Source organism: Streptomyces sp. NPDC055013, from assembly GCF_053608645.1.
The window spans coordinates 16,849-29,492 of sequence record NZ_JBSGVW010000055.1 but is presented as its reverse complement, the minus strand read 5'-3'; the positions used below and the strand labels follow the sequence as shown (position 1 = coordinate 29,492).

Genomic DNA, 12,644 nt, shown 5'->3' with positions numbered 1-12,644 from the left:
TAAACCCGCATCCTTATGCGTTCACGGAGTGTGAAGTCGGAGCCGAATTAGTCGGCAAGGTTCTCCACCTCTTCGGCATTCATTGCCCTCTGCTGCTCGATGAGATCAGCCCATGCAATGTCGAACGGCGTTGTAGTGGTGACAACGTGCTCGGTCTTCACTGGGGTGTTGAGTCCCCATAGAGCCGCCCTACGCTCCGCAATGCGGTTCAGAGCAGCGTCAGCCTTGAACAGTGGCTCCAAGTCCGAGACGGGTTCTCCTGTGGCCGTGTCGATGACTACCTTCCCGTGGCTCACGGTCTTGTAGCGGCCGGCCAGGGTGCGCCACAGCAGCGCTTCACGCTTGTTCAGCTTGTCGTCCTCGGCCTTACGCATCTCCTCTGCCAGAGGGACCGTGAGGGCATCGATGTACTCCTTCAGCAGGGTGCGTACGGTCTCGCGTGACACCCCCAGCTCCTTGCCGATGGCCACGTTGGACTCACCCCTGAGTGACATCTCGTACGCCTTGGCGCGCGCTTCCGCGCGCTGTACTGCATTACCTAACTTGCCTTTTCCGTAATTACTCACGGTGAATTCCTTTCTTGTAAAGAATTAATAAGGGGAATGAGAGTGCATAAAGATTCCATAAGGAATAAAAGGCGGGGAAGCTCCCCACCCTGGGAACCAAAGGCTCAACCATGGGATTTGCAGTGCAAACACGGGGTGAATGGGGTAAAAAATCATGGAAAAGATTCCAGATTCAGCTTGACAAACACAAAACAGAGGGGTATTGCTATTTCCTGCCTACCCCCAATCATAAACCCTCTCGGCTATCCGACCTTCCGCAACTCATCAGGTCGACTAAGCAAGCGCTTAGCTCCAGCCTGGCATCACGGTTGATATGAACCCCGAGCCACTTGCACTCCCCCGGATCAGCAACCGCACAGCCTGGCGGCTATTGGCACCCGTCAGCAAGAGAGTTGATGCCCACACCAACCAGAGCGATACCCGCAATCAGCACAAGACCAATACCGAAGCAACCCGCTGCTTCATCAAGTCCCTCCCCCGAAAGCATGCCGCCAATTGAGATGAGCATCAGGAAGGCACCCACACCCAAGAACCAGTTGGTAGCCGTGCAGCTAAACGCCAACTGGACATACTCAACGGCCAAAGTCATATGACCAACGTACGGAGACCGCCCGTCCGCTGTGGTCGGACACGCACTGCTCATCATCTGATTGGCGGATGCCCCGGCGTAAGGAGCGTCTGAGTACCCCTCTTTGTCCCCTCTTCAACCTGGGTATCCCCCTGGGCCCTCCCCTATGGGGTGGAGGGCACCGGGGATACCCCTCAGAGCTTGAACCATCCCGGAGCATCCCCACCTATCCCGGGGATAGCGGGGATGCCCTCTGACCTGGGCTTTTGTAGACCGCGGTTCATCCCTCGGGATATCCCCGGGATACCCCACAGGTATCCCCCGACCTATCCCCGGGATGGGGCTCCGGGATACCTGATCGGGATAAGGAGGATGTAAGGAAACAGGTCTGATGTCAGAGAAGTAGTCACCTCGGGGCTTCTACGAGCCGGCCACGGCTACCCAAGATCAGAAGCGGACGCACGCGGAATCTGAACCCAAACCTGTGAGGGGGCGTACGGACATATGCCCACTCTCCCAATGCCCTCATCTTGCTCCCGCTCGCACCGCTTGGGCGGTAACCAATCCAGCAAGCCGCGTCGTTGCCGGGGTTGACATGGTGTGCAACCCTCCACCGGCTGGTGGACTACTGAGCGAAAGGCGAGAGGCTTATGGATGTTGGAGGATGGGTCATGACCACGACTGGAGTGATCTTTGGGGCAGGAATCGTGATTGCCTGCCTCAATGACACAGCGGTCAAGACGATCAACTCAGCGGCCAAGGTGCGCGCGGCATATCGACGCTTCCGCAACCGGTGACCGGGGCTCCTGGCATGGGCTCTCGTGCCCCTCACGCGTGTGCGAGAGCCACCAGGCTGGGCACCACCTAGCCCTCAGGGCCAGCCGGCTCAGTCGCCGGGTAGCAGCCACTCGCTAGGTTTGATCTTCCGACTGATGACCGTTTCCCCGTTGGAGAGCAGCACCCGGAACCTGAGGTGTTTTCTGACCGAAATGCCCGAGAGGGCCTCCTTAGCCACGTTGAAGCGAAAGGTCATGCCGTCCAGCGCGGGGATCAAAGGTCTGGAACTGATTGGCGGTTCGAACCGCATGGCCATTAGCGGCCAGAAGACTTTGCTGCGAAACCACTTGGTGGGGTAGTGCACCAGTTGGATGCGCTCTACGGATACCGCAGTGGTCCCCTTGTTGCGGAACCGCAAAATGAACTGATACTCGCTCGCCTCGGGGTACATCTCGATACCTGCTTTCCCGATGTGGCGAAGGAGCGCCACCTTCACTTTGGGCCGGGCCCGCCTGAAGGTGCGGTAGGAGATGAACATATTGAGGGTCGCCACACCAGCGCTCCCGAGCGCGATGCTGCGTGCTACCCAGTCAACAGCAGCCTCAGCCATGGATGATCCCTCGGAGAGTGAAGGGCACGAAGCATCCCTTCCCGCTCCTCTGCACTCTGGTCTGCTCCTGGCACAACTTCAGCCGTTGGGCCGGACTGCGCAACGGAAGTAGGCGCCAGACTGGCTAGTGACTAACCCTGGGTGGTCCCCACATCTACGGCTAGCGTGGATGACATGACAGAACAGAGTGAGTTCACCGACCAAGAGCGTGCCGAGTACAAGTCACCGTGTCCCGAGTGCGGCCAGGAGCGAGACGTTCAGTGGGTACCCGCCGTTACGTTCAGCAAGTCCGTATGGGTGAAGGGACACGAGACGTGCTGGAACCCTGAGTGTCCGAAGAGTCCCAACCACGAGCCCGACTAGCTACCCGACTCCTCACGCTCCCGCGTCTCCCCCTCGATCTGAGGGAGATGGAAGAGGGAAAGCTGATCCGGCGCCTCGGGCCTAGCAATCCCGGTCATAAACGGGTTCAGCGACAGCAAGCTGGGATCGGAGAATACCGACTGACCGGTGGAGAGCATGACGGCGATTCGGAATGTAATAGGTTGAAAATCGTCGAAGTCCGTGTCTTCGAACCCGGAAAGTCTCACCTTCCCACTCCACCGGACCCCGTTGAACGGCGCCACCTCTAGTTCGACGTCCCCTGAGATTTTCATCGGGACGACATCGGTGAAGTCCTCCATGCGATCCCAGTTCCATTTGCGCCAGATACCGATCTTTCGCGGCATGTGGATACTGCACCAGTACCACAGAAGCACCCACAGGCCCTTCGCGCGGTTCACCTTGCCGTTGGTGACCGCGAACAAACCGAGGGGTTGCATGATCACTGAGCTTTCCCCGTGATTCACGATGGTCAAATCTACGTTCAGGTACTCGCCTGCGTGATCCTCGGCGCGAGAGACCCACCGGGCCCTGACCTTTACGCGGGGACGGCGACGCTTGAACGTGGCCCATGACGCGATCATGTTTGCCACTGTGCCGACGGCACTGATTGAGGCGATCAAGAGCGCCCATGCTGCGAGGGACATGGGCCAAGGATGCCCAGCAGCAAGCCCGTTGGCCCCCCACTTGAGGAACATCAGCGCTCAACTTCAGGCGCCAGTGCCAAGTCGCGGAGGCTGCTCCCCTTCTGCCTCTCGCAGCATCGGGAAGCCGTTCAGCTTCTCGGGGAAGAGCTTCTGCATCTCTTCGGCGAACAGTCGTAGCTGTCCACGGTGGAACCACTCGCCCCGGACTTGGTCCCCGTTGGTGAGTGTGACCTGCAAGGTCATGTAGTCCCAAGCAGTAGGCGGGATGTCCACCCACTCATCCACAACATCCCAGTGGAGCCCACCGAAAGCGGGAAGCTCCTTGTCCCGTTCCACCATCATCCCCTTGCCGTGCTCCTTGAGGATGGGCACCTCTTGAACCAGATCAATGAACTTCTGCTTGTCGGACCGCATGGGGTCGTCCCAGCGTCGGGGCCGCCTTGAGTGGCGGGTGACCAGCTGAAACCCCTTAACCGTGGCCGCAGTAGGGCTCACGTTCTTCAGATGGACCTCAAAGCCGAAGCGCCCATCCCCTTCCAGCGCTTTACGCGTGGAGTCCGGGCCCATCAAGGTCCAGTTGATCTTCACTTGCACACGCGGCCTCACCCTGCGGTACGTCAGGGCGGAGACGAGCATGTTGGCCCCCGTGAAGAGGGCACTGACTGACGCGATGATGATCGCGATGACACCCGTGGACATAGCCCGATGATGCCCACCCGCGTACCGCCGCGACCCGTACTTGAGGAACCTCAGCGCTTCCGTTCGCTCCTGCCCCTGGGTCCCCAACTGCCCCTTCGAGTAGGCCATGTGCGTCATACTTGGTGCTATCCAACTCCATACCCTTAGGAATGAAAGGGTCGGCGCACTTGACAATTGCGCCTCACAACGCCCAGCCCAACCCCGAGCCTCCCAGGTCACCCCGCGACCGGATGAGAGACGTACTGATCGGGAGCTTGCTCTCGATCATCGTCGGGTTGTTGGCAGGCATCATCCACCGGGAGTCGTCCGAGAAGGTCACCTTCTGGGATGCGGTGGAGACGGGTTGCACAGCGGGAACCTGGACGGTCGTCTTCACCGTTACCGTCCTGATGTACGTGTGGCACGGGAAGTAGAGCCACAGATCTAACCGCATATCGAGCGGCTGTCGGCCAGGAACACCCCTCCTGGAGACAGCTTCTGACTAGGCTCGGGGCTCCGAACAGCTCTCGCCCTAGCGAACGCTTGAAGGGCCCACGGCAGACCGCGCGTAGGGCCCTTCCGTCGTTTCAGGACATCAGCGGGGTGGCCTGGTGGTGCTCGCGCACCAGCTCCCGGACCCCCGCGGCCTCCCCCGAGCCCCCTCGAAATTCTGTACGGCCCTCTCCGGCCCCCTCGGGCCACGGCCGGCCCGAGCCCCCAACTCACGAGGATCAAGGCTCCCTGCCCCCCTTACGCCGAGATTTGACGCCAGAAATAACGGTAGGCACGGTTCGCCCCGAGGGCACGAGAAGCCCCCTGGAAAAGCCATCCGCACGGCATCCAGGGGGCCTCTCGACTGTCAACCTGAGTTGACGAGTAGCTGAAAGCTATACAAGCGTATAGGGGTAGAATTAGATAAGAGCGCAAAGAGATCAGGTCCTTCCCAGACCCATTCCGATCCATGTGCCTCTCTCAAGGGGTGTAACCGGGCCTCCATCGGCCCGGTTCACTTTGCCCCCGAGCCCGTATGCACCAAGTACTACACCGCCTTTAGGAGTACCCCCATGATGATCCCCAAGAGTTTTCGCATGCCCGATTGGCTCGCTCGCGCGTTACACGACGCAGCGATAGAGCAGGGCTTAGACGACGGAGAGATGTTGCGCCGCATCATCACCAGCCACCTGGAAGGCCGTGGCTACAAGCTCTCCGAGTACATGTTCACCACACGCGGCAACCGATAACACCAACCCAGCCAAGAACCCGATGACGGGTTAGAAGGAGAAAGATTCACTATGACTCACACACCACGCTTAGATTTAGCCTTAGCCCGAGCAGCACAGGGCATCCCCGTTTTCCCACTCAACCCCGGTACCAAGTTCCCTATAGCTGGTTGCGCCAAGTGCTCTCGCAAGATTTGGGTTGACGGAGAGTACGCCAAGAACCCTCACAACACGTGCAAGGACGGAAGCCGCTGTGAGTGCATCGCCGACGGTAACCCCCAGGGCAATACGTGCCACGGCTGCTACGCGGGCACCACCAACCAGAACGTGATTCGACGTTGGTTCGCCAAGCACCCTGACATGAACTACGGAGAGCACTTAGTCAACCAACTGATCATTGATGACGACTGGGACGGACCGGGCGAGAACCCCGCCTTTGTTGAGTACCGCGAGCGTCACGGGGACTTCCCGACCACGCGTCTGGTGAAGACTCCGGGCGGACAGCACCGTGACTACACCCTCCCCGAGGGAACAGACATCTACCGAGGGGCAGCAGCGTTCGGCAGCAGGCTCCTGGGACGCAAGGCCAACGACAACAACCCCACCAAGGTCGACGTGAAGGGCGGAGTCGGGCACTACAGCGTTGGTGTGGGCTCGGTGGTCAACGGACTCCCCTACACCCTGCTCCTGGACGCTACGTCCGTCGCTTACCCGCTGCTCCCTCTGCTCGACAAGAGCCAGGCTGTCAGTAACCGTCCCGAGCCCGGAGAGTTCCTAGGCGTACACGTGACCCTCGATGAGCTGGGCACGTTCGAACGCGGGCTAGTCCGTATGTGGATGGAGAACATCATCACGAACGTCCGCAACGCCCTACCGGGTGACTGGAACGGCACCGTGTACTTCCGCTCTGCGGACGCAGGTAAGTACCTGGCACACGGGCTCTTCGATGAAGCGGAGATCACGGATGCTCTCGTAGAGGCAGCGTTGGACTCCGGCCTGGAGGACTGGCAGCAGCCCGATGACGAAGAGGACGTCTTCAACCTCGTTGAGCGCGGGCTCAGTTACGGCATGACCCAAGGGCTCAGTGCGGAGATGCTCGATGGACTCGGCATCAAGGTTGAGGAGCAGTCCGCCCCGGAGCAGCCGGCCGAAATCGCAGAAGCCCCGCAGGGCGACGCTGAGCCGAAGAAGCTCCTGACCCTAGGCGACCGTCTGAACGCGTCTGTAGTGGACTGGGAGACCCTGTTCACCGAGGACTACAGCAATCTCCGCTACCTGGCTGGTGGGTTCGCCATCGCCGGTAACTACATCTCCATCATCGGAGACGGAAAGGTTGGCAAGTCGGTCCTTTGCCATGACTGGGCTTGGCGCATCGCCACCGGACAGAAGTTCCTTGGCGATACCGAGGAGCACGAGCCGTTACCCGTCCTGTACCTGGACAAGGAGAACGCGCGCCCGACGCTCCTGGACCACTTCCGTTCCTACGGGGCTGATCCGTCCAACTTCGGCTTGCTCACCCTCATGAGCTTCCCGCCCATCGGTGGTCTCGACACCCCCGAGGGTGGCCGAGTGTTCGTCGAGCTGGTCAAGTCGACCGGTGCCAAAGTCGTGTTCATCGACACCATCTCTCGCTTCATCGAGGGAGAAGAGAACGACAACAACACGTGGCTGAAGGTCTACCGCAACGCCATCGTGCCGCTGAAGGAGCATGACGACGAAATCACCATCGTGCGTATCGACCACTTCGGTAAGGACAAGACAAAAGGTGGTCGTGGTGGTTCGGCCAAGGAGCAGGACGTAGACAACGTGTATGAGCTGAAGAAGGCGAATGCCGGAACCTTCGAGCTGGGCCGCACGCACACACGTACCGGCCTCGGGCCGGATAGTCTCGGCTTCTACCGCCGCGGGCGTGTCCTCGACACCATGTGGGCTCCTGGCGAGACCAAGCACGAACTGATTCCGGCCTGGAAGGTGCGTCCGGCCAGTCCGCAGGAAGCTGAGGAGGGACCGGACAAGTCCACACTTCAAGGCATGGTTGAACTCATGGATGACAAGTGCATCCCCGACGGAGACAAGGGATGGGGTCTCAACAAGACCACTGATTGGCTCCGTGAGAACGGCTGCAAGGGGTCGACAAAAACCCTGGAAGACGCACAGCGCACACGCAAGCTCCGCCCGACCCACCAGATCGCGTGCGATGGATCGTGCGGACTACGCTGATAAGGAGAACTAGCATGGCTATTAAGGCAATTGAAACACGCTACGCAGGATGCAGGTTCCGTTCCCGTCTTGAGGCTCGATGGGCTGTGTTCTTTGATGCCCTCGGCATCGAGTGGAACTACGAACCGCAAGGGTTTGAGACCCAACACGGCCGGTACCTACCGGACTTCTGGCTCCCAGAAACGAAAGCATGGATTGAAGTTAAGGGCGGGAAGCCGACCAAGCGGGATCAGCTCAGATGCGAGGAAGTAGCACGAGAAGAGTGGAGGAGCGGACATCGTTTCAGGATTCTGGTGGGCGATATCCCGCGAATCCCCTTTCTCGTTTCCGAAACGGGACCATACGGTCTTCTGTGCCAGTCCTGGACTGCTGGCCCTGAAACGACCGACCCCTTGCCCAAGTTGGGGGAGTCGCTTGAATCGGCACCCATGGTGAGTCCTGGCGACCTTGGGACGTGGCAGGGGTTCGTTAAAACTGGTTGGGTTCCGGTGCATGAAAAGGCCAAAGATCTACCTGAGGCGTTGACCAAAGCACGCTCGGCCCGTTTCGAACACGGGGAGTGCGGATGACATGGATGATGACTTAGAGACTCTTCGTAAGCTGCAAGCGGAGAGACGCAAGATTGATGGTCAACTGGAAGGTCATCTCAAGAGAGCCGCATCAGCTAACGAGGCAGTCGGGGCCGACTGGATAGATCAAGCGGCTTGCGCAAGCTCACAGTTGGACTCTGAGTACTGGTTCCCTAGCACTCCGGGTGACCGAGATATGGCGAAGGAAGCCATAGCCGTGTGCTGGAACGAGTGTCCCGTACGGCTTGAGTGCCTACAGGCTGCTTGCCTGAGGCGTGACTACGGGATCTGGGGAGGTTTCCTGAGGGAAGACCGACTGAAGCACGGTTTTGACTATGACATCTTGAAGTCTTTGGACCGTAGGTAGGGACAGGGGTGGGAGACGCCCACCCCTCACTATCCCGAGTTGCGGAAAGCAGCCCGGACCAGGCTTGATATAATTGATCTTGCAAGAAGGCGACACGCTCGGGATGAGAGCAATCGAAGGAGGGCGATACCACACTTACCGAAAGGATGCCTGACCATGAATGAGTACGACTTAGAAACCTTCGCGCACGACCTTTACGAATACCATCTGTACGAGAAGATCCGTGCCGAGCGCTCCGACTTGAGGCCAGAAGACATTGCGTCCGAAGTCATTCGGATCATTGGGTGGGAGACCACCGCTGAGTAACCCATACACAGAAACCCTGGACCCACGAGGGTGGTCCAGGGCTTCTTTATGTCTACTGCTCGATGGCTTTTAAACCCTGATACGCCTCTCGCAGGTCTGCGCTCTCGGGTAGCTGTCGAGCCTCAACAGCCGTAACTACCTCAAGGGCACGCCAGTGGTTCGAGGGGACTACCCGTCCGCTCAGAATCGCTTTCTGTGCCGAGTCGCACGCTTCATCCAAGCGGTTTTCCTTGAGGAGAACCAAGGCTAGATCTATGTTGGCAGACGCTACCCGCCTAGGCCACTTGGTCACGTCGTCACTCGGGCTCAGACGCTTGATGACCTCCCGGGCGTACGGCTCTGCTGCCGCGTCTCCGAGCCACGCAAGGGTTGTCGCTGTGTACGAGAGCGACTTGGCAGGGTCGTAGCGGTAGTGGTGCTCAGGCGTATCCGGAGTGCCCATAGCCGAGGCGAGATGCTGAACCTTCTCGATGGCCGCGTAAGTCTCTGGCCCTTCACCGAGCCGGGCATGTGCTCTGCCCTCTTGGGCTGTTGCCTGAATCATCGCTGAGGTGCCAACAGGAGCAATCTCCTGAGCCGCGCGGGAGAGGTCAACGGCCTGGTCGTAGTCCCCATCGGTCAGCAGCCGCCAAGCCTCGGTTTCGAAGCACCAGGCTTCGATCTCGCGTTGGCCGGCTTCGCGGGCAAGGGTGGCTGCTGTCTCCAGTCGAGCCGTAGCAGCGTCGTCCTGCATGAGGTCGATATGGACTGTGGCACCCAGGAGCGAGAGCCATCCCCCGAGCACCAACAAGCGTCGGTGCTCAGACAGGGTCTTCTTACCGTCCAGAAGCTTCCCCACGTACTTGGAATGCTTACGTACCTGAGTAAGCAATGACGCCGGATCAGCCTTGGGGTACGCCATGGCCAAGCGGTCAAAGGTCATCTCAAGACGCTCAAGGGTGGCGTTGCCTACGTCGCTCGCCTGGACGCGTCGAGCAAGCTCCCAAGCGTCCATCTCGTCATCGTGGGGGCCGCTGTCCTGAGCACTCAGGGACAGCCCCAGGTACTCATTGAGCCCCTGGATCAGCTCTGCTGAGGGAGCCTGCTTCCCGCTCAGGACTCGGCTGAGGTAGGCAACGTCGTAGTGCAGGTCTTTGGCCGCACCCCTGAGGCTCCTGCCCTGCGCCTTCAGCGCTGCCCGTACCTCAGTCCCCAAGTCGATCATGGCCCCACCCGTGCAGTGATGACTGTTGACGTTCAGCTTAGTCAACGCTGGTCAACTGCCCTACGGGTACGCCACATCGGTTGGCTCGACAGACGCAACAAGAAACCCCCGGACCACAGGCAGCGTGATCCGGGGGGAGCCGACCCTAGGAGTCGACCCGATGAACGGTACCGCCGACCGAACCACCGAGAGCCAGCCCGCAGACATCGAGACCATGCGCCGGACAGCACAGGAAGTGATCTCAGCCGGAGCCTTGATCGAGGACTCGGATGAGCTTGAGACGATGATCTTGCTTCTCCGAGGCATGGTCATGGTCCTGGTGCCGGACGTAGAGGCAGCAACAGGGCACTACGCCAAGAACCACACCCCCGCCATCTGCGCCCGTGCTGGCGTTCAGGAAGCCCGGACGCGCATCTATGCCGACCCCGGTACGACCGTGCCCCAACTAGTGGGCCATGCACAGCGGTTGGCCCGTTGTGTGCTCGCTCTGATCCGGCACTACGGGGCTCTTGAGTGCGACGTGATCAAACCCATTCAAGTCGCGTTCCTGGCACTGGGCGATCATGTCGCTTCCTGCAAGACGTGTTCGGCCGTAGACGGTAACGGGGTGAACCTGAACCTCCCCTGTGACACCGCCGACGAACTAGACCGGGCCTACAAGGCTGCTCGGCGTCGTCGAGCCTCCACAGTCTGAGCCGTTCCACGGCCGTCCGCCCCACGACACGGGGCCATAGGTGACCACAGTCGCGATAGGGTCACGCAATGTGTCTGAGAGGCCGCTACGGCGCCTCACAGACCGAGAGGGACACTCGCCGCCGTGAGTGTCCCTCTCTTGCGTCTACAGCCCGCTCAGGGCTGCTACGCGGCTAGCTTCAGCTTGTCGAGCATTTGCGGTGCGATGAACCCGTGCACAGGCCGGCTCGCGCGTCCTGGTGTGATCTCAGCCCGCACCTTGTCGCCAACCTCCCACCTCAGACCGCGTTCACCGCGCTTGATCTTCAGTTGCCAGTGGACCATCTTTTCGCGTCGTCCCTGAACGTCGTCCTCGGTCGCAGTCCACCACTCAGAGAACGTCTGCCCCGTGTCGCGGAGCGTCCAGGTCTGCTTCTTACCGACGTCCTTGGATGCCTTCTCGTGCTCCTTGGCTGTCTCCGACATCATCGCGGCGAACTCGGTAGCGGACAGCTTCCCGCGCTTGAATTCGTCGCTGAGCTGGTTCATGCGTCCGTCCAGTACAGCGATGGCAACGGCCGTCTTGTCGTCGGACAGCTTCACCTTCTCGCGGATGCTCAGGTGACCGAGGCTCTTCAGGAACACGTACTCCAGCTCACGCATGATCTTGACTGCGGGGTACGAGTGGCCCTTGCAGGCTGGGATGCCCTTGGACTTGTTGCCTTGGCACCTGAACCGAGCCTTCTTGTTCCCGTACTCCCTGACGTAGTACAGCGGCTCTTCGCATCCGTCGCAGTACAGGATGCCGAGCAGCGGTGAAGTCCTCTTCGGCCCCTTGGTGTACTTCACGGTCTCGATGACGGACTGAAGCTCATCGAACTGTTCCGGGGTGAGCACCGGCACAGAGCGCAGGATCGGGGTTCCGTCCGGGTTCCGCTCAATCGTGCCGTCTGCCCTGACGTACTCACCGAGAAGGCTCCGGCTGGTGAGCACGGCCTGTACGGACGTAGCAGTCCACTTACGTCCCCGAACCTTGGCCTTGTCCTTGCCGAGCCTGGTGTTCGTGTGACCGGCCTTCTGAGCCCGCATGCGGGCAATGTCCTGCGTGGTCGGAACGTTGTTCTCGTTCAACCAGTCGGCCACCCCGGAGAAGGATCGGAGTTCTCCGAACTTCTCGATCATGTTGAGCAGCCACGGACCCCACTGGGGGCAGAATTCCAGGGTGTACCCGTCGCCGTCCTCGGACGGTACGGAGACGCGTCCGAACGGCACCAGGCCACCAGGCCAACGGCCTTTGATGCGCATCGCGAGTCGAGAGTTCGAGATGCGCTCCTTGATCATCTCCAGCTCTGCTTCGGCCAGTACCGCAAGGATCTTCGCGATTGTCCGACCCCACGGCTTGGACAGGTCGAATCCCTCCTCAACCGAGACCAGCGACTTCCCGTGTTCGTCGCACCAGTCGAGAAGGTTCGAGAGGTCACGGACCGAGCGGACGATACGGTCCAGCTTGAAGACGTAGATCACGTCAAAGTCATCGATCCGTTCCTTCAGCCACTGCCCAAGCTGAGGACGGTCCCACGGGCTGAAGCTTGCCGAGACGTCCAGGTCAGTAGCCCAATCGACCAGTTCGACTTCATCGGCAACGGTGCGGTTTTCGATCTTGCGTCGCTGCGTGTCCTCACCGGTCTGGTTGATGTTGCCGACCGATAGACGGATCACCCCGAGTGCGCGTGTGGCTGCCATGCTTGCCCCTCCGGCTGGTGGGGCACCCCGAGGTCCCTTCTGCCTCCGTCGCGTGACCACCGTCAAGGGAACGTCATAAAACGGGACGATATTCCCGCTTCATATGAAACGTCCCT

At 60.1% G+C, this 12,644-nt stretch carries 14 protein-coding genes; 7 read left to right on the top strand and 7 right to left on the bottom strand.

Annotation, left to right across the window (positions count from 1 at the left end):
* Nucleotides 1-47 precede the first annotated feature (47 nt).
* Nucleotides 48-566 carry a helix-turn-helix domain-containing protein gene (locus tag ACWGDB_RS39450; RefSeq protein ID WP_453826881.1) on the bottom strand — a complete coding sequence of 173 codons (519 nt, stop codon included), beginning with the start codon at nucleotides 564-566 and terminating at the stop codon, nucleotides 48-50.
* Nucleotides 567-933: 367 nt separating this feature from the next.
* Entirely contained in the window at nucleotides 934-1,155 is a 222-nt protein-coding gene (locus tag ACWGDB_RS39445) for a hypothetical protein (protein ID WP_453826880.1), read from the bottom strand.
* A 650-nt stretch (nucleotides 1,156-1,805) separates the two neighbouring features.
* Between ACWGDB_RS39445 and ACWGDB_RS39440 the strand changes: the two genes are divergently transcribed.
* The gene (locus ACWGDB_RS39440) at nucleotides 1,806-1,931 is read left to right on the top strand and encodes a hypothetical protein (RefSeq protein ID WP_453826879.1); all 126 of its coding nucleotides are present in this window, start codon (nucleotides 1,806-1,808) and stop codon (nucleotides 1,929-1,931) included.
* 89 nt (nucleotides 1,932-2,020) lie between these two features.
* Here the strand turns inward: ACWGDB_RS39440 and ACWGDB_RS39435 are convergent, their stop codons facing one another.
* The 3 genes from ACWGDB_RS39435 to ACWGDB_RS39425 form a co-directional block, all read right to left on the bottom strand.
* Nucleotides 2,021-2,521: a hypothetical protein gene (locus ACWGDB_RS39435; RefSeq protein WP_453826878.1), complete on the bottom strand. Its 501-nt coding sequence runs from the start codon at nucleotides 2,519-2,521 to the stop codon at nucleotides 2,021-2,023.
* Between the two features lie 359 nt (nucleotides 2,522-2,880).
* Nucleotides 2,881-3,549 (bottom strand): hypothetical protein, encoded by a 669-nt coding sequence (locus tag ACWGDB_RS39430; protein WP_453826877.1) that lies wholly within the window; start codon nucleotides 3,547-3,549, stop codon nucleotides 2,881-2,883.
* 63 nt (nucleotides 3,550-3,612) lie between these two features.
* The gene (locus tag ACWGDB_RS39425; RefSeq protein ID WP_453826876.1) at nucleotides 3,613-4,248 is read right to left on the bottom strand and encodes a hypothetical protein; all 636 of its coding nucleotides are present in this window, start codon (nucleotides 4,246-4,248) and stop codon (nucleotides 3,613-3,615) included.
* A 230-nt stretch (nucleotides 4,249-4,478) separates the two neighbouring features.
* On the opposite strand from ACWGDB_RS39425, the gene ACWGDB_RS39420 reads away from it, so the two are divergent.
* From ACWGDB_RS39420 to ACWGDB_RS39400, 5 genes are all read left to right on the top strand, one after another.
* Nucleotides 4,479-4,661, top strand: a complete 183-nt coding sequence (locus ACWGDB_RS39420; protein ID WP_453826875.1) for a hypothetical protein — start codon at nucleotides 4,479-4,481, stop codon at nucleotides 4,659-4,661.
* Nucleotides 4,662-5,291: 630 nt separating this feature from the next.
* Nucleotides 5,292-5,468, top strand: coding sequence for a hypothetical protein (locus ACWGDB_RS39415; RefSeq protein WP_453826874.1), 177 nt, complete (start codon nucleotides 5,292-5,294; stop codon nucleotides 5,466-5,468).
* 51 nt (nucleotides 5,469-5,519) lie between these two features.
* On the top strand, nucleotides 5,520-7,667 hold the full coding sequence (locus tag ACWGDB_RS39410; protein WP_453826873.1) for an AAA family ATPase: 2,148 nt from the start codon (nucleotides 5,520-5,522) through the stop codon (nucleotides 7,665-7,667).
* Between the two features lie 14 nt (nucleotides 7,668-7,681).
* Complete coding sequence (locus ACWGDB_RS39405; RefSeq protein ID WP_453826872.1) at nucleotides 7,682-8,236, top strand: hypothetical protein; 555 nt, start codon at nucleotides 7,682-7,684, stop codon at nucleotides 8,234-8,236.
* 1 nt (nucleotide 8,237) lies between these two features.
* On the top strand, nucleotides 8,238-8,603 hold the full coding sequence (locus ACWGDB_RS39400; RefSeq protein WP_453826871.1) for a WhiB family transcriptional regulator: 366 nt from the start codon (nucleotides 8,238-8,240) through the stop codon (nucleotides 8,601-8,603).
* 358 nt (nucleotides 8,604-8,961) lie between these two features.
* Here ACWGDB_RS39400 and ACWGDB_RS39395 read toward each other — a convergent pair whose 3' ends face one another.
* On the bottom strand, nucleotides 8,962-10,113 hold the full coding sequence (locus ACWGDB_RS39395) for a helix-turn-helix domain-containing protein (RefSeq protein WP_453826870.1): 1,152 nt from the start codon (nucleotides 10,111-10,113) through the stop codon (nucleotides 8,962-8,964).
* A 160-nt stretch (nucleotides 10,114-10,273) separates the two neighbouring features.
* Between ACWGDB_RS39395 and ACWGDB_RS39390 the strand changes: the two genes are divergently transcribed.
* Entirely contained in the window at nucleotides 10,274-10,807 is a 534-nt protein-coding gene (locus ACWGDB_RS39390; RefSeq protein WP_453826869.1) for a DUF6415 family natural product biosynthesis protein, read from the top strand.
* A 164-nt stretch (nucleotides 10,808-10,971) separates the two neighbouring features.
* Here the strand turns inward: ACWGDB_RS39390 and ACWGDB_RS39385 are convergent, their stop codons facing one another.
* Entirely contained in the window at nucleotides 10,972-12,528 is a 1,557-nt protein-coding gene (locus ACWGDB_RS39385) for a recombinase family protein (protein ID WP_453826868.1), read from the bottom strand.
* Between the last annotated feature and the right edge of the window lie 116 nt (nucleotides 12,529-12,644).